Consider the following 19,186-nt stretch of genomic DNA (forward strand, 5'->3'; position numbering starts at 1 on the left):
CGGACGGGTTGCAAAGGAGTCGATGCGTTATGAAATAACATAACGACACGTCAAGCCCATTGCGAAAGAATTCGCGGACAGGTAGCCAGTTGCCCATGGGAACCGAGTGCCACCACGCCGACGGCTCGCACCCCGGGCTCTCCGGGGCGGCCCTGAGCCAGGCGCTCACCGACGCCGAGCGCCGCTGCGGCGCCACCCAGGAGCGGCTCACCCCGCCCCGACGCCGGGTGCTGGAGCTGCTGCTGGGCGCCGACGCGCCCATGAAGGCCTACGACCTCATCGCCGCCTACGGCGCCGACGGCGAACCGGCCAAGCCGCCGACGGTCTATCGCGCCCTCGAATTCCTCGAGCGCCTGGGATTTGCGCACCGCATCGAGAGCCTGAACGCCTACGTGCCCTGCCGCAAGGAAGGGGAGACCCACCGCGCGGCCTTCCTGATCTGCGAGTGCTGCGGGTCGGCCGAGGAGTTCGAGCCGGACTTCGCCGCCGAGCTGAAGGCGGCCGCCCGCTCCGGCTACGCCGTGCGCGCCGTGACCCTGGAAGCCCGCGGCCTCTGCCCCGCCTGCCAGGCCGACTAGCCCGCCTCGGCGGCGCCCGCGCCATGATTCAGGTCACCGACGCCATCGCCATCGACGAGGACGAGATCACCTACGCCTTCGTCCGGGCCTCCGGCCCCGGCGGCCAGCACGTCAACAAGACGTCCACGGCGGTGGAGCTGCGCTTCGATGCGCGCCGCTCTCCCTCCCTGCCCGAGCCGGTGCGGGCCCGGCTGGAGCGGCTCGCCGGCAGCCGGCTGACCAACGAGGGCGTAATTGTCCTGTTCGCCCAGTCCCGCCGCTCGCAGGAGCTGAACCGGCAGGAAGCGGTGGAACGCCTGATCGAGCTGATCCGCCGGGCGGCCGAGATTCCCAAGCGGCGCAAGGCCACGCGCCCGACCCTGGCCTCCAAGGTCCGCCGGCTCGAGGCCAAGTCCCGGCGCTCCGGGGTCAAGTCGATGCGCGGCCGTCCCCGGGGCGAGGACTGATCGCCAGGGCGGAATCTCCCCCACGTGCTTGGCGACGGGGCCGCCTAGCGCCTAGACTAGGCTGTCATGTCCTTCGCCCGCATTCTGACCCTCGCCGCCGCCGCCGCCGTCCTCGCGGCCTGCCAGACGGCCGGACCGCCGCCCCCGCCGCCGTTCCGGGAGAGCCCCCCCTCGGCCACCGTGTTCCGGCCGGGCGACTTCTCCTGGTCCGCCGTGCCCGGCTACGGGCGCATCGAGGGCCGCCTCGGCTATCACCAGGGCCCGCTGCGCTACACCTGCCAGGGCATGACCGTGGTCTTGACCCCGGAGACCCTCTGGACCCGCCGGCGCATGACCATCCTCTACAATTCGCCGGACCGGGCGGCCCTGCCCGCCGACGAGGTGCGCGCGCGCACGCCCTCGGCGCCCAATGACGACTATTCGGCCTTCGTTCGCCGCACGACGTGCGACGCGGCGGGCCGGTTCAGCTTCAGCGGCCTGCCGGACGGCGCCTGGTTCGTGATCACCGTGGCGCGGCCGGTCGGCTCGCAGGGAGAGACCATGGCCATCATGCGCCGCGTGACCACCCGCGGGGGGCGCACCATCAACGTCGAGCTCTGAGCCGGGCGCGGGCCGCCCGCGCGCAATGTCGCAGGGCGGAGCTTCGGTTGGCCTGGCGCGTTCTTCCCTTGAGGGATGGTCCGCCAGGAGGATCCGATGAAACGCATGCTCGCCTGCGCCCTGGCCGCCGTCACGGTCGCCGGAGGCGTCGCGGCCGCCAGCGAGGCCGAGGCTCGGCCGCCGCACCAGCGCCACTATGACGGCCGCCACTACGACGGCCGCCACGACGGCCGCTACTATCACCACCGCCGTGACGACGATGACGACGGGGCTGCCATCGCCGCCGGCGTGGTCGGCCTCGCCCTCGGCGCGGCCCTGGCTTCCGGCTGGAACGACAACGGGCGCAGCTACGACCGCGGCTATCACCGCCAGCCCGGCTATGGCTACGGCCGCGGCTATTCAGGCTACTCCGGCTATTCCGGGTACTACGCCCCGCGTCCCTACAACCGCACGTGCCGCACCACCCGCTACTGGGACCCCTACTACGGGCATGTGCAGCGCACGCGCTGCTGGTGAGCCGCCCGCCCCAGCGATAGAGGCTCCTCACGCGAAAAGGGCGCCTGCGTTCCCGCAGGCGCCCTCCTCGTCATGCCCTGGCGCTCGCCTCAGTGCACCTGGGCGCGGCCGATCTCCAGGCCCTCCGGCCCGGCGCCGACGTGGATCACCGAGCCGTCCTCGAGCTCCCCGGCCAGCAGCTTGCGGGCGATCGGGTCGATCAGCTCCTTCTGGATCACGCGCTTGAGCGGGCGCGCGCCGTAGACCGGGTCGTAGCCCCGGTCGCCCAGCCAGTGCAGGGCCTCGGCGTCGAGGTTGATGGCCATGCGCCGGTCGGCGAGCAGCTTCTCCACCCGCTCCAGCTGGATGCGGACGATAGAGTCCATCTCTCCGCGCCCCAGGCGCTTGAACAGGATGATCTCGTCGATCCGGTTCAGGAACTCGGGCCGGAAGTGGCGGCGGACCACGTCCATCACCATTGGCCGGGCGACGTCCACGTCCTCCCCTTCCGGCTGGTTGGCCAGGAACTCCGAGCCCAGGTTCGAGGTCATGATGATCAGGGTGTTGCGGAAGTCGACCGTGCGGCCCTGGCCGTCGGTCAGCCGCCCGTCGTCCAGCACCTGCAGGAGCACGTTGAAGACGTCGGGGTGGGCCTTCTCGACCTCGTCGAACAGCACGACCTGATAGGGCCGGCGGCGCACCGCCTCCGTCAGGGCTCCGCCCTCGTCGTAGCCGACGTAGCCGGGAGGCGCGCCGATCATCCGGCTGACCGAGTGCTTCTCCATGTATTCGCTCATGTCGAGCCGCGTGATCGCGGACTCGTCGTCGAACAGGAACTCGGCCATCGCCTTGGTGAGCTCGGTCTTGCCGACCCCGGTCGGCCCCAGGAACAGGAAGCTGCCGATCGGCCGGTTCGGGTCCTTCAGCCCGGCCCGCGCGCGGCGCACGGCGTCGGACACCGCGATGAGCGCCTCCTCCTGGCCGACGACCCGCTTGCGCAGGTTGTCCTCCATGGTGAGCAGCTTCTCCCGCTCGCCTTCCAGCATCTTCTCCACCGGCACGCCGGTCCAGCGGCTGACCACAGCGGCGATCTGCTCGGCGTCGACCACCTCGGGGGCCAGGGCCTCGCTCTGTCCGGCGGCCTCCTCCTCCTGCAGGCGGCGCTCCAGGGACGGGATCTCGCCATAGGCGATCTCGGACGCCCGCTGCAGGTCGCCCCGGCGCTGGGCGGCCGTCAGTTCGGCGCGCAGCCGGTCCAGGGCTTCGCGGGCCTGGGCGGCCTGGCCGACCTTTTCCTTCTCCGCCTTCCAGCGGGCGGTCATCTCGGCGGACTGGCCTTCCAGGTCGTCGAGCTCCTCCTCCAGCTTCTCCAGCCGCGCCTTGGAGGCCGCGTCGGTCTCCTTCTGCAGCGCCTCGCGCTCGATCTTGAGCTGCACGATGCGCCGGTCGATCTCGTCCAGCTCCTCGGGCTTGGAGTCCACGGCCATGCGCACGCGGCTGGCCGCCTCGTCCACCAGGTCGATCGCCTTGTCCGGCAGGAATCGGTCGGCGATGTAGCGGTTGGAGAGCACCGCGGCCGAGACGATGGCGCTGTCGGAGATGCGCACCCCGTGGTGCACCTCGTACTTCTCCTTCAGGCCGCGCAGGATCGAGATCGTGTCCTCGACCGTCGGCTCCTCCACGAACACCGGCTGGAAGCGGCGGGCGAGCGCGGCGTCCTTCTCCACGTGCTTGCGGTATTCGTCCAGGGTGGTGGCGCCTACGCAGTGCAGCTCACCACGCGCCAGGGCCGGCTTCAGGAGGTTGGAGGCGTCCATCGCCCCGTCGCCCTTGCCGGCGCCCACCAGGGTGTGCATCTCGTCGATGAACAGGACGATCGAGCCTTCGGCCGCGGTCACCTCGTTCAGCACGGCCTTCAGGCGCTCTTCGAACTCGCCGCGGTACTTCGCCCCGGCGATCAGGGCGCCCATGTCGAGCGCCAGCAGCTTCTTGTCTTTCAGGCTCTCGGGCACGTCGCCGTTGACGATGCGCAGGGCCAGGCCCTCGACGATGGCGGTCTTGCCGACGCCGGGCTCGCCGATCAGCACGGGGTTGTTCTTGGTGCGCCGCGAGAGCACCTGGATCGTGCGGCGGATCTCCTCGTCGCGGCCGATCACCGGGTCCAGCTTGCCGTCCCGCGCGGCCTGGGTCAGGTCGCGGGCGTAGCGCTTCAGCGCGTCGTAGCCTTCCTCGGCCGAGGCGGAATCGGCCGTGCGGCCCATGCGCATCGCCTTGGCCGCTTCCTCCAGCCCGGCGGTGTTGACGCCCGCCGCCTTCAGGGCGTCGGCGGCCGCGCCCTTCTCGCCGGAAATCGCGATCAACAGGCGTTCGGTGGTGACGAAGGCGTCGCCGGCCTTCTTGGCGCCTTCCTCGGCCTGGGCGAACACCCCGGCCATTTCCGGCTTCATGTAGAGCTGGCCCGAGCCGCCCTCGACCTTCGGGATCTTGCCCAGCGCGGTTTCGACCGCGCGGTCGGCTTCGTCGGGCCGCCCGCCGGCGCTCTGGATCAGCGCCCTGGACAGGCCGTCCTTCTCCTCAAGCAGCACCTTTAGCAGGTGCTCGGGCGCAAGTTGCTGGTGGCGGCGGGCCAGGGCCAGGCTCTGCGCCGACTGGATCGCCTGTTTGGCGCGATCGGAATAGAGGTCGATGTTCATGGGTCCCCTCGTTAGGCGGATGGGCCGGCGCCGCCTTGACCAAGCGCAACACCGACGGACCGGATGTAGTGTGGCATATCAGCCACACAAGGGCGCCTCAGCTCAGGCCTGGCGCCGGATTACGGCTTCGAGTCGGCCGGGGTGGATCGGCTTCTGCAGCAGGGGTGCGTCCTGGTGGCCCTGCGGCACGCCCTGGGCGCCATAGCCGGTGAGCCTGGCGTAGGGCACCCGTCGCGCCCGCAGCACGTCGGCGGCCTCGACCGAGGTCGCGCCGTCCCCGAGGTTGACGTCCAGAAGCGCGAAGTCCGCCTCGCAGGTGCGCGCCAGCGCCACCGCTTCCCGCGCCGTGGCCGCCGACCCGGCCACGGTGCACCCCATCTCCTCCAGAAGGTCCTCGATCAGCATGGCGACCATGGCTTCGTCCTCGATCACCAGCACGCGCACCGCCGGCCGCCTCACCCGCCGACTTCGCCGGGCCGGTCCAGGGCCTCGGCGTCGGGGCCGCCCGTGCGAATCTCGCAGACCAGCCCCTCCGGAGAGAAATCGAGCCAGGCCGCCCCGCCCAAATCCCGGGCCAGTCCGTCAATCATGCGTACGCCGAACCCGCGCCGCGTGGGCCGCATCACGGGAGCCCCGCCGCTCTCGCGCCAGGTGAAGGTGAGGTCTCCAGGCCCCGTGCTCGCCCACGTCAGCTCGATCGTCCCGGCCTCGCCCTTCAGGGCCCCGTACTTGGCGGCGTTGGTGAAGAGTTCGTGCAGGGCCAGGGACAGCGCCACCGCCGGCTTCGGCTTCAGCCGCACCGCCGGGCCGGCCACGCGCACCCGCTCCCGCCCCGCGTGGGCTTCGATCGCCGAGGCGACGATATCGGCGAGGTCCGCGCCCTCCCAGTTTTCACGAGTGAGCACGTCGTGCGCCTTGGCCAGCGCCAGGAGCCGCTCGTTCAGCGCCTGGCGAGCGCTCTCCAGCGAGACGGCGTTGCGCAGGGTCTGCAAGGCCACCGACTGAACCGTGGCCAGGGTGTTTTTCACCCTGTGATTGAGTTCATGCACCATCAGCCGAAGCTGTTCCTCGGCCCGGGTGCGCTCGGTCACGTCCCGCATCACGCCGGTGAAGAAGCGCTCGCCCTCCTCGCGCCATTCGGCGACGGAAAGCTCCAGGGGAAAGGTGGACCCGTCCTTGCGCTGGCCGGTCACCGCCCGGCCGATGCCGATGATCCGCCGCTCGCCGGTCTCGCGATAGCGCGCCAGATAACCGTCGTGGGCGCTGCGATAAGGCTCGGCCATCAACAGGTTGACGTTGCGGCCGATCACCTCCGGCCCCGCGTAGCCGAACAGGCGCTCGGCGGAGGGGTTGAGCGCTCGGACCACTCCGGCCTCGTCGATGACGACGATCGCGTCGACGGCGGTGTCGAATATGGCTCGGTAGCGCGCCTCCCCCTGGACGAGAGCGGCGAGGCCGTCGTTTTTGTTGCGGTCCCCAGATGGCTCCACAGCACGATCCACAGCCGAGAATAGGGAACCATACGCGTCCAGATTGAGCCTGGGAAGGCGGCGTTGCGACGGCGCCGGGCCTATTGCCGGGCCATCTCCGCCGCCCCGACGGCGTCCCCGTCCAGGGTCTGGTCCTCGTCCATCGTCACCGTCACCTTGCGTAGCACGCCCGTGAAGGTGAACGGCGCCGGATAGTCGGCCACCGGGCTGCCCCGGTCGCGGCCGATGTCGAGGCCCGACCAGGAGATGAGGGTGGCGAAGCCTAGCGGCGTCTCGATCTCGCCGACCGCCGCGCCGTCGATCGTCAGGGTGAACCTGCGCGCCTGGCCCTGGCGGCAGACCACGCCCAGCCGCCGCGCGCCGGGCTGCACAGGCCGGTCGGAGGCCACTTCCGCCTTCATGCCGCCGATGTTCAGCACGTGGTGCAGGCGCCCGTTCCGCAAGAACAGGCTGTAGCCGCAGGTGGCGTCGCCGTGGGCGATCAGCACGCCCTCCGCGCCCTGCGGCGGGATCGTGACGTCCGCCTCGATGCGATAGCTGCGGCTGCGCACGTCGGGGGCCATGTCGGTGGGAAGGTGGCCCATCCCTGCATGGAAGACGAAGCGCTTGCGCGGGCCATGGAAGCGGGCCGCGTTCTCAGCGAAGCGGGGGCCGAAGCGGTCGTCCAGCGGCAGCACCTGGCAGGCCTCCGCCTGCGTCCACCATTCCTCGATCAGCGCCTTCAGCGTCTCGGGATGCGCCTCGGCCAGGTCGTTGGTCTCCGAGAAGTCGGCGTCCAGGTGGAACAGCTCCCAGCGGTCGTCCTCGAACGCCGAGCCCGGAGGATGGAAGGCCACGGCCTTCCATCCGTCCTTCCACAGGCCGCGGTGGCCGAACATCTCGAAGTACTGAGGCCGGCGGCGCGGCGGCGCAGCCGGATCGGCGAGGGAAGCGGCGAAGCTCTCGCCCTCCAGCGGCGTCTGGGGAACGCCGTTGACGCTCGCCGGCGGCTCCAGCCCCACCAGCTCCAGGATCGTCGGCGCGAAGTCGCTGGCGTGGCAGAACTGGTGGCGCAGCTCGCCCCGAGCGGGGATGCGGCTTGGCCAGCTCACCACCAGCGGATCGCGGATGCCGCCGCCGTGGGTGTTCTGCTTGTAGCGCCGCAGCGGCGTGTTCGAGGCCATCGCCCAGCCGTGCGGGAAGTTGGAGTGGGTGTCCGGCCCGCCGATGTCGTCGATCCGCGCCAGCTTCTCGGCCATCGGCTCGGGCTTCATGTTGAAGGGCCCCATGGCGTTGATGAAGCCAAGCGGCCCGCCCTCCTGGCTGGCCCCGTTGTCGGACAGGACGAAGATCAGGGTGTCGTCCTTCACCCCGGTGCGCTCCAGGAAGTCCACCAGCCGCGCCAGGTGGCGATCGGTGTGGTCGAGCATGCCGGCGAAGGCGCTCTGCAGCCGGGTGAACACCCGCCGCTCGTCCTCGCCGTACTCGTCCCAGGCCCGCACCCCGTCGTTGCGCGCCGGCAGGCGGGTGTCGGCCGGCACGATCCCCATCGCCTTCTGCCGCGCCAGGCGCTGTTCGCGCTCGGCGTCCCAGCCGTGGGCGAACACCGGGTCGTAGGCCTTGATGATCTCCTGCGGCGCCTGGTGCGGCGCATGGCAGGCGCCGAACGCCAGCCAAAGAAGCCAGGGCTTGTCCGGCGCGTTGGCCGCGTGGTCGGCCAGCATGCGGATGGACTCGTCCACCAGGTCGGCGGTCAGGTGGTAGCCGTCCGCGTAGGTTCCGGGCGGATCGACCGGGGTGTTGTCCCGCACGAGCTCGGGCGAATACTGGTCGGTCTCGGCGTCCATGAAGCCGTAGAAGCGGTCGAAGCCGCGGCCGAGGGGACATCCGTCGAACGGCCCGGTCGGCCCCGTCTCGGTCAGCGACGTCACGTGCCACTTGCCGACCATGTAGGTGCGGTAGCCGTGCGGCCGCAGCATCTCCGGCAGGGTCCCGGCTTCCTTGGCGATCTTGCCGCGATAGCCCGGATAGCCGGAATCGAAGTTCGCCAGGCAGCCTACCCCGACCGAGTGGTGGTTGCGTCCGGTCAGCAGCGCCGCCCGCGTCGTCGAGCACATCGCCGTGGTGTGGAAGCCGGTGTAGCGCACGCCGGTCGCGGCCAGGGCGTCGATGGTCGGCGTCGCGATCGGCGAGCCGTAGCAGCCGAAGTCCGAGAAGCCGACGTCGTCGAAGAGCACCACCAGGATGTTGGGCGCGCCCTTGGGCGGGCTGGGCTGGGGCGGCCAATACGGCGTGGAGTCCGCCAGCGTGCGACCGATCTTCGCCTGGCTCATGGCGTCCTCCCGTGATGAGCAGCTTATGGCACACTTACTGCCACTAACAGCGGGGTTCAACCGCCGCGATCTGCCCCCGACGCAACAACTCCTGGGTCACCGCGCTTTAGCAGCACGCGCCGGCGTGCGCGCTCGGTCCATTGGAGTCTCCGTATGCGTTCTTCCCTCTTCGCCCTCGCCTGCCTGGCCGGAACGAGCCTCGCCGCCCAGGCCCATGCCGCGGGCTTCTACCTCCAGGAACAGTCGGTCCGCGGGCTGGGCCGCGCCTTCTCGGGCGAAGCGGCGGACCAGGGCGCCGCGTCCCTGTGGTGGAACCCGGCCGCCATCGCCCGCACCCCGCGCGAGGTCTACGTCGGCGTGCACGGCCTGCTGATCAATTCCCGGACCACGGACACCGGCTCGACCATCACCTACCCCGGGGGCGTCACCGTCCCCGTGGGCGGCGAGCCGCGGGCCTACAAGCCGATCCAGGACGGGGTGGCGCCCAACTTCGCGATCACCACACCGGTGGGCGACCGCTTCGCCCTGGGCCTGTCGGTCGCCGCGCCGTTCAACTTCACCACTGAGTACCGCGACGTCGCCTGGGCCCGCTACGACGCCCTTCGCTCGCGGCTGAACACGGCGGACCTGCAGCTCACCGCCGCCATGCGGGTCACCGACTGGCTCGACCTCGGGGTCTCGGCCAACGCCGAGTACGCCGACGCCAAGCTCTCCACCGCCTATCCGAACCTGTCCCCCGCCCTGCCCGACGGCGTGTCCCAGCTCAGCGGCGACGGCTGGGACTACGGCTGGACCGCCGGGGCCCAGGCCCATGCCGGCGCCTGGACCTTCGGGGCGAGCTACCGCTCGGCCATCGAGCACGACCTGGACGGCCGCGTGCTGGTGATGGGCTTGGCCGGCCCCCTCGCCGCCGCCAACCGGGACGTCGCCGGCTCGGCCGCCTTCACCACGCCCTGGATCGCCACCCTGGGCGCGCGCTGGCAGGTCAATGACAAGCTGGCGCTGAACGGCCAGATCCAGCGCTTCGGCTGGAGCGAGTTCGACGCCATCGAGGTGAGCACGCCCCTCGGTGGCGAGACCCTCGCCCAGAACTATGAGGACACCACCTCCGGGGCTCTTGGCGTCGACTACGCCGTCAACGAGCGGCTGACCCTGCGCGCCGGCGTCCAGTACGATCCCACGCCGACGCCGGACCTGGAGCGCACCGCCCGCGTGCCCGACGGCGACCGCTGGCTCTACGCCGCCGGGGCCACCGCGCGCCTGGGGCCGGCCACCAAGCTCGACGTCGCCGCCGCCTATATCGACTTCGACGACAGCCGGATCCACCACGACACGGTGTTCTACGAAGGCACGCCGGCGCAGACGGTCACCCGCCTGCGCGGCGGCGTCGAGGGCAGCGGCGGGGTCCTCTCCGTCGGTCTGCGCCACACCTTCTGATCAGTCCGGCGGGTTGTTCCGCTCCAGGAAGGCTACGACCGACTGCAGCATGGAAAGCCGGGTGTCGCCCCGCGACATCCAGTGGTCCTCGCCCTTCTGGACGATCAGCTCCACCGGCTTGCCGGCCTTCTGCAGGGCCTCGGCCATCACCCGGCTCTGCTCCAACGGCACCACCGTGTCGTCGCGGCCGTGGATCAGCAGCACCGGGATCTCGACCTGGTCGGCATGCAGCGCCGGCGAGATCTCGGCCAGCTTCGGATCGTTGGGATCCTCCGCCCCCATGAACCGCAGCCAGTAGCGCTGGGCGGCGACGCTGTTCTGCCGCCGCGACCAGACCACCATGCGCCGCAGGTCCGCCGGACCGGCGACGGAGGCGGCGCAGCGGTAGACGCCGCGGTCCAGGGTCGCCCCGGCCAGGGCGGCGTAACCGCCGTAGCTGGCGCCGACGATGCACACCCGCTTGGGATCGATCGTCCCCTCGCCCGCCAGATAGCGCACGCCGTCCGACAGGTCGGTCTGCATCTTGCGGCCCCACTCGCCGAATCCGGCCGACAGGAACTCCCATCCGAAGCCGTCGGAGCCGCGGTAGTTGACCTGCAGCACGGCGTAGCCGCGCGAGGCCATGGCCTGAGCCCACCAGTCGAACCCCGGCGCATCGCGGGACGCGGGACCGCCGTGGGGGAACACCACCAGCGGCAGCGCCTTGGCCGGCCGCCCCTTGGGCAGCGTCAGGTAGCCGGTCAGCTGCAGGCCGTCCTGGGCCTGGTAGGTGATCGCCCTCACCGGCGAGATGTCGTCGGTGCGCAGGGACCGGTAGACGCCGCCGAGCCACACCGCGGACTTCTTGTCCAGGTCCACCAGGGCGTAGGCCGGGCCTGACACGGCCGAATCCACCAGCACCACGAAGCGGCGTCGATTGGCCGATGAGTCGACGAGGTGCACCCGGTCCCCAGGAAACGCCTTGACCACGGCGGCCCAGACCCGCTGGTCGCGCGGATCGAAGAACTCATAGCGGTAGTCGTCGCCGACCAGGCCGCGCAGGCCGATCAGCCGGTGGTCGGACGGGTCCCACAGGTGGCCGTCCAGCGCCTCGGTGGTGAACGGCTCGCCCCAGGACGGCGCCTCCAGGGAGATCTCGCGCAGGGCCGCGCCCTGGGCCTGATAGTCGGCCACCACGATCGACCGGCCGTCACGGCCCAGGCCGACCAGGTCCGGCAGCTCGTACGCCGACTCGTTGCTGCGGACCTCGCGCCAGCCGCCGCCGCTCCGCACGCTGAGCGTCCATCGCCCCTTCGCCGGGTCGTACTCGGCCTGCGCCACCGCCCGGCCCTCCTTGTCCACCACCCAGTCCCGCGTGTCTTCCCGGGCCTGTTCCGAAAGCTCGGCGCGCGAATTGGTCAGGTCGACCCGGAAGAGCGACATCCGTCCGCGGTGGTTCACGAAGTGCACGCCCGCCACATAGGCGTAGGGCTTGCCGTCGATGATCCGGATCGCAGGGCGCCCATAGACCACGTTCATCGCGTCGGGAACGTCGTGCATGAGCTGCTTCAGCCGGTCGCTGGCCAGGTCGAGGTTGAACACCATGGTCCACTCGCGCCGGCGCGAGACGACGCCGAGGGCGTCGGCCGCCGTCGAGGAGGTGATCAGCAGGTGATCGTCGTCGGCCCAGTCGAGCGCACGGACCTTCACCTCGCCGGCGGGCACGACCCATTTGATCTTGTCGGCGGCCAGGTCCTTGACCACCACCTTGCGGGTTTCGCCGTCGGTCCAGATGACCGCCAGGCGCTCCCCGCTGGGCGAGAGCGCGGCCGCCTCGATGCCGGGCAGGCTGCCGTAGGCCTCGAGGGGCGCGGCCAGGGCAGGCGTCGCCAACAAGGCGGCCAGCAGGCCGGCCAGCCAGAGCCGAACGCTCGTCATGGTGTATGATCCCCCGTCTCCCCAGCCCAAGGTGGCGCAGGCGGGGGCGGGGATCAAGCCGGCGGGACGACCTCAGCGCTGGTTCGCGTAGAGCTTCACGACCCGGTAGAGGAACTCGCGTCCGTCATAGAGCGACTTCACCCGGATCCGCTCGTTCAGGCCGTGCGCCCCGTTGCCGTCCGTGTCGCCCAGCATCCCCGACAGGCCATAGGTCGCCACGCCCGCGGCGTTGGTGAAGCGACCGTCGGTCGCCCCCGTCGCCATGGCCGGCACGAGCGGCAGGCCGGGCCAGAGCTCGGCGGCCACGGCCTTGGCCGGCCCGACGATCTTGGCCGACAGCGGCGGCGGCGGGGTCACCGGGCTGGGCTCGCCCACCGTCGTCACCTTCACCGCCGGATCGGCGAAAACCTCCTCCAGCCGCGCCTTCACGCTCTCGATGCTCTCCCCCGGCAGGATCCGGCAGTTGACGTTGGCCCGGGCCCGCTGCGGCAGGGCGTTCGGCGCATGGCCGGCGTCGACCATGGTCGCCACGCAGGTGGTGCGCATCATCGAGTTGCGGCTGGGGTCCTGCGCCACGCGGGCGATGGCTTCGGCGTCGCCGGCGGCCGCGGCCTTCAGGTCCGCCGCCGACTGGCCGCCCTCGATCCCGGCCATGGCCTCGAAGTGGCCGCGGGTCGCCTCGTTGATCGCCACCGGAAAGTCGTAGGCCGCCAGCCGCGAGATCGCCCCGGCCAGATGGTAGATGGCGTTGTCCTTCACCGGCCGCGAGGAGTGCCCGCCCGGGTTGGTCGCCTCCAGCTGGAAGTCCTGGTAGACCTTCTCCCCCGCCTGGATCCCCAGGAACACCGGCTTGCCCGCCGCGTCCACGCGCCCGCCCGCGCCCTCGTTCAGGGCGAACTCGGCGTCCAGCGCATCGGGATGGTTGGCCAGCAGCCAGGCCACGCCGTTGAACTCGTCCGGCGTCTCCTCGCCGCAGGTCAGGGCCAGCTTCAGGCCCCGGCGCGGTTTGAATCCCTCGGTCTTGTAGCGGATCATGGCGTCGGTCAGGGCCGCGGCCATGGCCTTGTCGTCGCTCGCCCCGCGTCCGTAGAAGTAGCCGTTCTCCTCCACCAGGGTGAAGGGATCGCGCTCCCAGTCCTCGCGCTTGGCTTCCACCACGTCGATGTGGGCCAGGAGCAGGATCGGCTTGGCCTTGCGGTCGGTCCCCGGCAGCACGGCGATCAGGTTGCCGTCCTTCCGCCGCTCGGCCGGCGCCAGGATGCGGATGTCCGCGTCGGCATAGCCCGCCGCCTTTAGCCGCGTGGCCATGGCCTGCGCCGCGGCCGTGCAGCTTCCCGACGACAGGGTGGTGTTGATCTCCACCAGCTCCTTGTAAAGGCCCCGGAACGCCGCCTGGTCCGACGTGAGGTCGGCGGCCCCGGCTCCTTGCGCGAAGGTGGCGGTCGCAAGCGCGACGGCGGCGGCGGACATCGAACGGAACATGCGGCCCTCCAGACTCTGCGGAGCGTGACCGTAGGCGCAAGGCCGCGGGAGTCAAAGCCTGGCCGCCGTTCCGGGCCGCCGGACCGTCCGGCGCCTCAGTTGACGTCGGTCTTCTTCGGCGGCTCGGGGGGCAGCGGGGCGATCGGCACGCCGTCCTCGACCAGCTTCCGCACCTCGGCGGGCGAGGCCTCGCCATAGATGCCGCGGTCTTCCGAGCGGCCCTCGTGGATCGCCCGCGCCTCGGCGGCGAAGGCGTCGCCGACGTAGTCGAAGTTCTCCTCGACGTGGGCGCGCACCTTGCGCATGGCTTCCATCACCATGGTGCGCATCTGCGGCGGCGCATCGGGGGTGGTGCGCTTGGTGCCCGCCACGGCCGGAGCCATGATCTGCTTGCGCACGGCCTTGGACGCGCACATCGGGCACTCCAGGAGCCCGCGGGCGAGCTGGTCGTCGAAATCGGCCGAGGCGCCGAACCAGCCTTCGAACTCGTGGTCGTGGTCGCAGACGAGGGCGTAGCGGATCATTTGCTCAGGCCGGGCCGCAGAAGGCTCGCGCGTTCTTCAGGTTCGGGATCGCCGCCCGGGCCTTGGCCGACTGGGCGAGATCGAGCTCGGCGATCAACACGCCCGGCTCGTCGTGGTCAAGCTTGCCGATCAGCTCGCCCCAGGGGGCGACCGCCAGGGTGCGCCCATACGTGCCGCGGCCGTCCTCGTGGAAGCCGCCCTGGGCGGGGGCGACGACGAAGGCGCCGGTCTCGATCGCCCGGGCGCGCAGCAGCACCTCCCAGTGCGCCTCGCCGGTCGGACGGGTGAACGCCGCCGGCACGGTCAGCACCTGGGCCCCCGCCAGGGCCAGGGCCCGGTGCAGCGCGGGGAAGCGCACGTCATAGCAGATGGTCAGGCCCAGCTTCGCGCCGGCCGCCTCGGCCACCACCGCGCGATCGCCCGGCTCGTAGGTCTCCGATTCCCGCGCGGTCTCCCCGGTCGGCAGGTCCACGTCGAACATGTGCAGCTTGTCGTAGGTGGCGGTGATCTCGCCCTGCGGCGAGACCAGGGCCGAGCGGTTGGCCGCCTTGCCGTCCTCGCGCCGCACCAGGGCCGAGCCGATCAGGAGCCAGACGCCCAGATCGGCGGCGGCCTCGCGCAGGCCGCGCACGCAGGCGTCGTCCTCCAGGCTCGCAAGCTGCGGCAGCAGCGCGGCCTTGTCCTTCTGCAGGACGTTCGTGCCTTCCGGCGTGGCGATCAGGCGTGCGCCCTTGGCCGCCGCCTCGCGCACGAGGGGCAGCACGTGGTCGAGCGCGGCCGCCTGGGAGGCCGGCGTGCGGGTCTGGACCAGGCCGACCGTCAGCATGCCTCAGGCCGCGGCCAGAAGCGGGTCGAGCTTGCCCTCGCGCTCCAGCGCCATCATGTCGTCGCAGCCGCCCACGTGGGTGTCGCCCACGAAGATCTGCGGGAAGGTGGAGCGGCCCGAACGGCGCATCATCTCCTGGCGCTTCTCCGGATCGAAGGCGGCTTCGATCTCGTCGAAGGCGACCCCCTTCTTGGTCAGGAGGTCGAGCGCGCGGATGCAGTAGGGGCAGAACGGCTTTGTGTAGATGGTGACCTTGGCCATGGCTCTCAGTACATAACGCCTGTCTCTGCAATGTCATATGGCGAGGTTAGCGGCTTCTTTCACCCTCGCCGCCACTGCGACATCTACGCGCGCGGCCCCGGCCGCCAGAAGCGCCCGCGCACAGCCCTCCGCCGTGGCGCCCGTGGTCAGGACGTCATCAATCAGCAGCACCGCGCGGCCCGCCACCCGCCGCGCCTTGGCCTCGGGCACGGCGAAGGCGCCGGCCACGTTGCGCCGGCGGCCCGACCCTGACCGGCCGGCCTGGCTGGGCGTGGCGCGGGTGCGCACCAGCGCGTCGGCCAGGTAGGGGCGCCCCGCCAGCCGGGCCAGCGGCCGGGCGATCTCGGCGGCCTGGTTGTAGCGCCGCGCCAGCAGCCGCCAGCGATGGATCGGCACGGGCGCGATCACGTCCGCCTCGGCCACCAGCTCGCGTGCCGCGCGCAGGATCCAGCGGGCGTAGAGCGGCGCCAGGTCCAGCCGGTCGGCGTGCTTGAGCTGCAGGATGCCGGGGCTCGAGGCCTCGTCGTAGAGGCAGGCCGCCCGGGCCCTGGAAAACGCCCGCGGCCGGGCCATGCAGGCCGGGCAGCGCGCGCGGTCTCCCAGGGGATAGTCGAAGGGCGTCCCGCAGCCGTCGCACACCGGATCGTCCAGGAAGGCGATGCGGCTCCAGCCGTCGGCCGAAAATCCCTGGCTCTGCGGGGCCGGCCCCCCGTCCAGGGCCTGCGGCGGGAACACCAGGTCGAGCGCGCCGCGAAACGCCGCGGTCACGGCGGGTTTCCAGGGAGCCGTCGAAAGCCCATGTTGCGGGCCTGTCGCCGCCCCCCTGAATTCCCGCTCCGCCCTGATTTCCCGATCCATGTCCTCCCCGCCCCTGATCTTCGACCGCGCCCTGCACAGGAAGCGTCTGGACCGCGCCGCCGCCGGCTACGCCGACGCCGACTTCCTCAAGCGCCGCGCCGCCGAGGACGCCGTCGCCCGGCTGGAGACGATCTTGCGCGACTTCCCCCGCGCCGTCGACCTGGGCGCGCGCACCGGCGTGTTCGGCCAGGCCCTGGCCGCCAGCGACGCGGCCGCGCGCGTCGGCTTGCTGGTGGAGACCGACCTGTCCTCGGCGATGCTGCGCGGCCGCGACGGCGCGCGCCTGGCGGCCGACGAGGAGCGCCTGCCCTTCGCCCCCGGCGCCTTCGACCTGGCCGTCTCCACCCTGTCGCTGCACTGGGTCAACGACGTGGTCGGGGCCCTGATCCAGATCCGCCGCGCCCTGAAGCCCGACGGCCTGTTCATCGGCGCCTTCCTGGGCGGAGCGACGCTGACCGAGCTGCGCCAGTCCCTGATGGCCGCCGAGGCCGAGCTCCTGGGCGGGGCCGGCTCGCGCATCTCGCCCTTCGCCGACGCCCTCGATGCGGCGGGCCTGCTGCAGCGGGCCGGCTTCGCCCTGCCGGTGGCTGACGTGGACCGCGTGACGGTGCGCTACCGCCATCCCCTGCACCTGATGGCGGACCTGCGCCGCATGGGCGAGACCAACGTCCTGGCAGAGCGGCATCCGCGCCCGCTCACCCGAGCCCTGGTCGGCCGCGCCTGCGAGATCTATGTCGAGCGGTTCGCCGAACCGGACGGCAAGGTCCCGGCGACCTTCGAGATTCTCACCCTCACCGGCTGGGCGCCGCACGAGAGCCAGCAGAAGCCCTTGCGGCCCGGCTCGGCCAAGATGCGCCTGGCCGACGCCCTGGGGGTGGAGGAGACCCGCGTGCCGCGGGGAGACGACGAGGCGCGGTCCTGACGGCCAGGGGCCGGGGGATCAGCCTGCGGTGTTGTCCATCGCGTTCGCGATGCCGTTGAGCGTGTTGTAGATCTGGTTCTTCAGCCCGCTCGCGGCGGTGATCACGCCGATTCCCAGGATGGCCACCAGCAGGGCGTATTCGATGGCCGTGGCTCCCCGTTCGTCGCCGGCCAGGCGCTTCACAACAGGTCGCGCAGCCAGGCGACCAGCGGCGCGTCCGCCGGCGGCATCGGGTAGTCGCCGAGTCTGGAGGGTTTCACCCATGCCAGGGCCTCATGTTCTTTCGCCGTGACGACGCCGGTCCAGCGTCGGCAAAGGAAGAGGGGCATAAGGAGGTGAAAGGATTCATAATCGTGGCTCGCAAAAACGAACGGCGCCAGGCAGGCGCCGGTCACCACGATCCCCAGCTCCTCCTCCAGTTCGCGGATCAGGCAGGCCTCCGGCGTCTCGCCCGCCTCCACCTTTCCGCCCGGGAATTCCCACAGCCCGGCGAGTTGCTTGCCCTTGGCGCGCTGGCAGATGAGCACCCGCCCGTCCACGTCGACGAGGGCGGCGGCGGCGACCAGGAGCATCTTCTTTTCGGCCATGCGGCTGGATCGCCGCTCTGCGCCGTAAATGCAACAGCCTCGACCTATTGCGCTGCAGCAACTTGACTTGTGGCCGCCGAAGCCCGATGTGCATCTTGCGCCTGGAATGGCGCTATCGGTGCTCCAGCCGCGTGAGGGCCTCGTCCGCGAGGCTCAGCCTGTAGAGCGCCCTGAAGCTTCATAGATCGCCCGGCCACGCGGGGCGCTTCCCCAGATACCTCGCGTCCCGCGACCCTCACGACCTGTGAGCGGCCGCGTTCGGCGCATGTGCGAAAGACATCAGTTTGACCCAGTTCACCGACCTTGGCCTGGCCAAGCCCCTCCTCAAGGCCCTGGCCGACAAGGGCTATGACCAGCCGACCCCGATCCAGGCCCAGGCCATTCCCGGCGTGATGGCCGGCCGCGACCTGCTGGGCATCGCCCAGACTGGCACCGGCAAGACCGCCGCCTTCGCCCTGCCGATCCTGCACCGCCTGGCCGAGGACCGCCGTCCGGCGCCGCGCCGCGGCTGCCGCGCCCTGGTCCTTTCCCCCACCCGCGAGCTGGCCACCCAGATCGCCGAGAGCTTCAAGGCCTATGGCCGCCACCTGGGCCTCACCGTCGCCATCGTCTTCGGCGGCGTGAAGTACGGCCCGCAGATGCGCGCCCTGGCCGGCGGCGTCGATGTGCTGGTGGCCACCCCCGGCCGCCTCATCGACCACCTCGGCGAAAAGAGCGCCGTCCTCTCCGGGACCGAGATCTTCGTCCTCGACGAGGCCGACCAGATGCTCGACATGGGCTTCGTCCAGCCGATCAAGAAGATCGTCGCCCACCTGCCGGCCCAGCGGCAGAACCTGTTCTTCTCGGCGACCATGCCGGCCGAGATCGGCGAACTGGCCGGCGGGCTCCTGCGCAATCCGCTCAAGGTGTCCGTCACCCCGGCCGCCACCACGGTCGAGCGGATCAAGCAGCAGGTCCTGTTCGTCGAGCAGCAGCGCAAGCGCGCCCTTCTGGCCGAGCTGTTCGACGACGCGTCCTTCAACCGCGTGATCGTCTTCACCCGCACCAAGCGCGGCGCCGACCGGGTGGCCAAGGGCCTCGTCCAGGTGGGCGTGGAGGCCGCCTCGATCCACGGCGACAAGTCCCAGGGCCAGCGCGAGCGCGCCCTCGCCGCGTTCAAGGCCGGCCAGGTCCGGGCCCTGGTGGCCACCGACATCGCCGCCCGCGGCATCGACATCGACGCGGTCACCCACGTCGTCCAGTACGAGCTGCCCAACGTGCCGGAAGCCTATGTCCACCGCATCGGCCGCACCGCGCGGGCCGGCGCCTCGGGCTCGGCCGTGGCCTTCTGCGCCGACGACGAGCGCAACCTCCTGCGCGACATCCAGAAGGTGACGCGCCAGACCATCCCGTCCTTCGACCGGCGCAACGACCGTCAACTCGGCGCGGCCACCGCGGCTCTGCCCGAGGTCGCCGGCGTCAAGGCCGACCGCCCCGACACCCGCGGCCAGGGCGGCGGGCGCAGCCGCAGCCACGAGCCGCACCACCGCGCCGGCGGCCATCGCCCGGAGACGGCGAGCGATCTGCCCCCGGCCAACCGCAAGCGCCGCCGCCGGCCCAACAAGGCCCAGGGCCAGGGGCAAAGCCAGAGCCACGCCCCGCAAGGTCCCGCCCAGGCCGTCGCCGCCTCCAACGCCTACAAGGGTCCCAAGCGCAAGCCCCAGCCAGCCCGCTGGAGCCCGCTGGACTAAGATTGAAGCCTTCTCCCGCTCACCGCGC

The 19,186-nt window shown here is 71.3% G+C and carries 19 protein-coding genes; 7 read left to right on the forward strand and 12 right to left on the reverse strand.

Annotated elements, in window-relative coordinates:
• The first annotated feature begins 95 nt into the window (after nt 1-95).
• The 4 genes from ACK4YQ_RS17310 to ACK4YQ_RS17325 all read left to right on the forward strand — a co-directional run bounded on the left by ACK4YQ_RS17310 (nt 96) and on the right by ACK4YQ_RS17325 (nt 2,140).
• The gene (locus ACK4YQ_RS17310; RefSeq protein ID WP_409613046.1) at nt 96-578 is read left to right on the forward strand and encodes a Fur family transcriptional regulator; all 483 of its coding nucleotides are present in this window, start codon (nt 96-98) and stop codon (nt 576-578) included.
• A 23-nt stretch (nt 579-601) separates the two neighbouring features.
• Complete coding sequence (arfB, locus tag ACK4YQ_RS17315; protein ID WP_409613048.1) at nt 602-1,024, forward strand: alternative ribosome rescue aminoacyl-tRNA hydrolase ArfB; 423 nt, start codon at nt 602-604, stop codon at nt 1,022-1,024.
• Between the two features lie 66 nt (nt 1,025-1,090).
• Nucleotides 1,091-1,624 carry a hypothetical protein gene (locus tag ACK4YQ_RS17320; protein ID WP_409613050.1) on the forward strand — a complete coding sequence of 178 codons (534 nt, stop codon included), beginning with the start codon at nt 1,091-1,093 and terminating at the stop codon, nt 1,622-1,624.
• A 96-nt stretch (nt 1,625-1,720) separates the two neighbouring features.
• Nucleotides 1,721-2,140: a hypothetical protein gene (locus ACK4YQ_RS17325; protein ID WP_409613052.1), complete on the forward strand. Its 420-nt coding sequence runs from the start codon at nt 1,721-1,723 to the stop codon at nt 2,138-2,140.
• Nucleotides 2,141-2,229: 89 nt separating this feature from the next.
• Here ACK4YQ_RS17325 and clpB read toward each other — a convergent pair whose 3' ends face one another.
• From clpB to ACK4YQ_RS17345, 4 genes are all read right to left on the reverse strand, one after another.
• On the reverse strand, nt 2,230-4,812 hold the full coding sequence (gene clpB, locus ACK4YQ_RS17330; protein WP_409613054.1) for an ATP-dependent chaperone ClpB: 2,583 nt from the start codon (nt 4,810-4,812) through the stop codon (nt 2,230-2,232).
• A 102-nt stretch (nt 4,813-4,914) separates the two neighbouring features.
• Nucleotides 4,915-5,271, reverse strand: coding sequence for a response regulator (locus ACK4YQ_RS17335; protein ID WP_409613056.1), 357 nt, complete (start codon nt 5,269-5,271; stop codon nt 4,915-4,917).
• Complete coding sequence (locus ACK4YQ_RS17340; protein WP_409613057.1) at nt 5,268-6,302, reverse strand: sensor histidine kinase; 1,035 nt, start codon at nt 6,300-6,302, stop codon at nt 5,268-5,270. The genes ACK4YQ_RS17335 and ACK4YQ_RS17340 overlap by 4 nt, the downstream gene beginning before the upstream one ends.
• An 80-nt stretch (nt 6,303-6,382) precedes the next feature.
• Entirely contained in the window at nt 6,383-8,614 is a 2,232-nt protein-coding gene (locus tag ACK4YQ_RS17345; protein WP_409613059.1) for an arylsulfatase, read from the reverse strand.
• 153 nt (nt 8,615-8,767) lie between these two features.
• Here ACK4YQ_RS17345 and ACK4YQ_RS17350 point away from each other — a divergent pair, with 153 nt between their 5' ends.
• Entirely contained in the window at nt 8,768-10,051 is a 1,284-nt protein-coding gene (locus ACK4YQ_RS17350; RefSeq protein ID WP_409613061.1) for an OmpP1/FadL family transporter, read from the forward strand.
• On the opposite strand, the gene ACK4YQ_RS17355 is transcribed toward ACK4YQ_RS17350, so the two are convergent.
• From ACK4YQ_RS17355 to ACK4YQ_RS17380, 6 genes are all read right to left on the reverse strand, one after another.
• Nucleotides 10,052-11,968 carry an alpha/beta hydrolase family protein gene (locus ACK4YQ_RS17355; RefSeq protein ID WP_409613063.1) on the reverse strand — a complete coding sequence of 639 codons (1,917 nt, stop codon included), beginning with the start codon at nt 11,966-11,968 and terminating at the stop codon, nt 10,052-10,054.
• A 72-nt stretch (nt 11,969-12,040) separates the two neighbouring features.
• Nucleotides 12,041-13,450 carry a M20/M25/M40 family metallo-hydrolase gene (locus ACK4YQ_RS17360; protein ID WP_409613065.1) on the reverse strand — a complete coding sequence of 470 codons (1,410 nt, stop codon included), beginning with the start codon at nt 13,448-13,450 and terminating at the stop codon, nt 12,041-12,043.
• A gap of 95 nt (nt 13,451-13,545) precedes the next feature.
• Complete coding sequence (locus ACK4YQ_RS17365) at nt 13,546-13,974, reverse strand: DUF1178 family protein (RefSeq protein ID WP_409613067.1); 429 nt, start codon at nt 13,972-13,974, stop codon at nt 13,546-13,548.
• 4 nt (nt 13,975-13,978) lie between these two features.
• Nucleotides 13,979-14,800: a carbon-nitrogen hydrolase family protein gene (locus ACK4YQ_RS17370; protein ID WP_409613068.1), complete on the reverse strand. Its 822-nt coding sequence runs from the start codon at nt 14,798-14,800 to the stop codon at nt 13,979-13,981.
• A gap of 3 nt (nt 14,801-14,803) precedes the next feature.
• On the reverse strand, nt 14,804-15,061 hold the full coding sequence (gene grxC / locus ACK4YQ_RS17375; RefSeq protein WP_409613070.1) for a glutaredoxin 3: 258 nt from the start codon (nt 15,059-15,061) through the stop codon (nt 14,804-14,806).
• A 33-nt stretch (nt 15,062-15,094) separates the two neighbouring features.
• A complete protein-coding gene (locus tag ACK4YQ_RS17380) occupies nt 15,095-15,829 on the reverse strand; it encodes a ComF family protein (protein ID WP_409613072.1) in 735 nt (244 codons plus the stop codon).
• Nucleotides 15,830-15,917: 88 nt separating this feature from the next.
• On the opposite strand from ACK4YQ_RS17380, the gene ACK4YQ_RS17385 reads away from it, so the two are divergent.
• The gene (locus ACK4YQ_RS17385; RefSeq protein ID WP_409613074.1) at nt 15,918-16,841 is read left to right on the forward strand and encodes a methyltransferase domain-containing protein; all 924 of its coding nucleotides are present in this window, start codon (nt 15,918-15,920) and stop codon (nt 16,839-16,841) included.
• 18 nt (nt 16,842-16,859) lie between these two features.
• Here ACK4YQ_RS17385 and ACK4YQ_RS17390 read toward each other — a convergent pair whose 3' ends face one another.
• Together ACK4YQ_RS17390 and mutT are read right to left on the reverse strand one after the other, a co-directional pair.
• Nucleotides 16,860-17,024 carry a Flp family type IVb pilin gene (locus ACK4YQ_RS17390; protein ID WP_409613076.1) on the reverse strand — a complete coding sequence of 55 codons (165 nt, stop codon included), beginning with the start codon at nt 17,022-17,024 and terminating at the stop codon, nt 16,860-16,862.
• Complete coding sequence (gene mutT, locus ACK4YQ_RS17395; protein WP_409613078.1) at nt 17,021-17,428, reverse strand: 8-oxo-dGTP diphosphatase MutT; 408 nt, start codon at nt 17,426-17,428, stop codon at nt 17,021-17,023. Before mutT ends, ACK4YQ_RS17390 begins: the two co-directional genes overlap by 4 nt.
• Before the next feature lie 284 nt (nt 17,429-17,712).
• Between mutT and ACK4YQ_RS17400 the strand changes: the two genes are divergently transcribed.
• On the forward strand, nt 17,713-19,158 hold the full coding sequence (locus ACK4YQ_RS17400) for a DEAD/DEAH box helicase (protein WP_409613080.1): 1,446 nt from the start codon (nt 17,713-17,715) through the stop codon (nt 19,156-19,158).
• Nucleotides 19,159-19,186 lie beyond the last annotated feature (28 nt).

This window comes from Phenylobacterium sp. (assembly GCF_046291545.1).
GTDB lineage: Bacteria > Pseudomonadota > Alphaproteobacteria > Caulobacterales > Caulobacteraceae > Phenylobacterium.

Coding starts and splice junctions, on each gene's coding strand:
- ACK4YQ_RS17310 (WP_409613046.1), top strand. CDS start 96: ATGGGAACCGAGTGCCACCACGCCGACGGCTCGCACCCCGGGCTCTCC.
- arfB (WP_409613048.1), top strand. CDS start 602: ATGATTCAGGTCACCGACGCCATCGCCATCGACGAGGACGAGATCACC.
- ACK4YQ_RS17320 (WP_409613050.1), top strand. CDS start 1,091: ATGTCCTTCGCCCGCATTCTGACCCTCGCCGCCGCCGCCGCCGTCCTC.
- ACK4YQ_RS17325 (WP_409613052.1), top strand. CDS start 1,721: ATGAAACGCATGCTCGCCTGCGCCCTGGCCGCCGTCACGGTCGCCGGA.
- clpB (WP_409613054.1), bottom strand. CDS start 4,812: ATGAACATCGACCTCTATTCCGATCGCGCCAAACAGGCGATCCAGTCG.
- ACK4YQ_RS17345 (WP_409613059.1), bottom strand. CDS start 8,614: ATGAGCCAGGCGAAGATCGGTCGCACGCTGGCGGACTCCACGCCGTAT.
- ACK4YQ_RS17350 (WP_409613061.1), top strand. CDS start 8,768: ATGCGTTCTTCCCTCTTCGCCCTCGCCTGCCTGGCCGGAACGAGCCTC.
- ACK4YQ_RS17355 (WP_409613063.1), bottom strand. CDS start 11,968: ATGACGAGCGTTCGGCTCTGGCTGGCCGGCCTGCTGGCCGCCTTGTTG.
- ACK4YQ_RS17360 (WP_409613065.1), bottom strand. CDS start 13,450: ATGTTCCGTTCGATGTCCGCCGCCGCCGTCGCGCTTGCGACCGCCACC.
- ACK4YQ_RS17365 (WP_409613067.1), bottom strand. CDS start 13,974: ATGATCCGCTACGCCCTCGTCTGCGACCACGACCACGAGTTCGAAGGC.
- ACK4YQ_RS17370 (WP_409613068.1), bottom strand. CDS start 14,800: ATGCTGACGGTCGGCCTGGTCCAGACCCGCACGCCGGCCTCCCAGGCG.
- grxC (WP_409613070.1), bottom strand. CDS start 15,061: ATGGCCAAGGTCACCATCTACACAAAGCCGTTCTGCCCCTACTGCATC.
- ACK4YQ_RS17385 (WP_409613074.1), top strand. CDS start 15,918: ATGTCCTCCCCGCCCCTGATCTTCGACCGCGCCCTGCACAGGAAGCGT.
- mutT (WP_409613078.1), bottom strand. CDS start 17,428: ATGGCCGAAAAGAAGATGCTCCTGGTCGCCGCCGCCGCCCTCGTCGAC.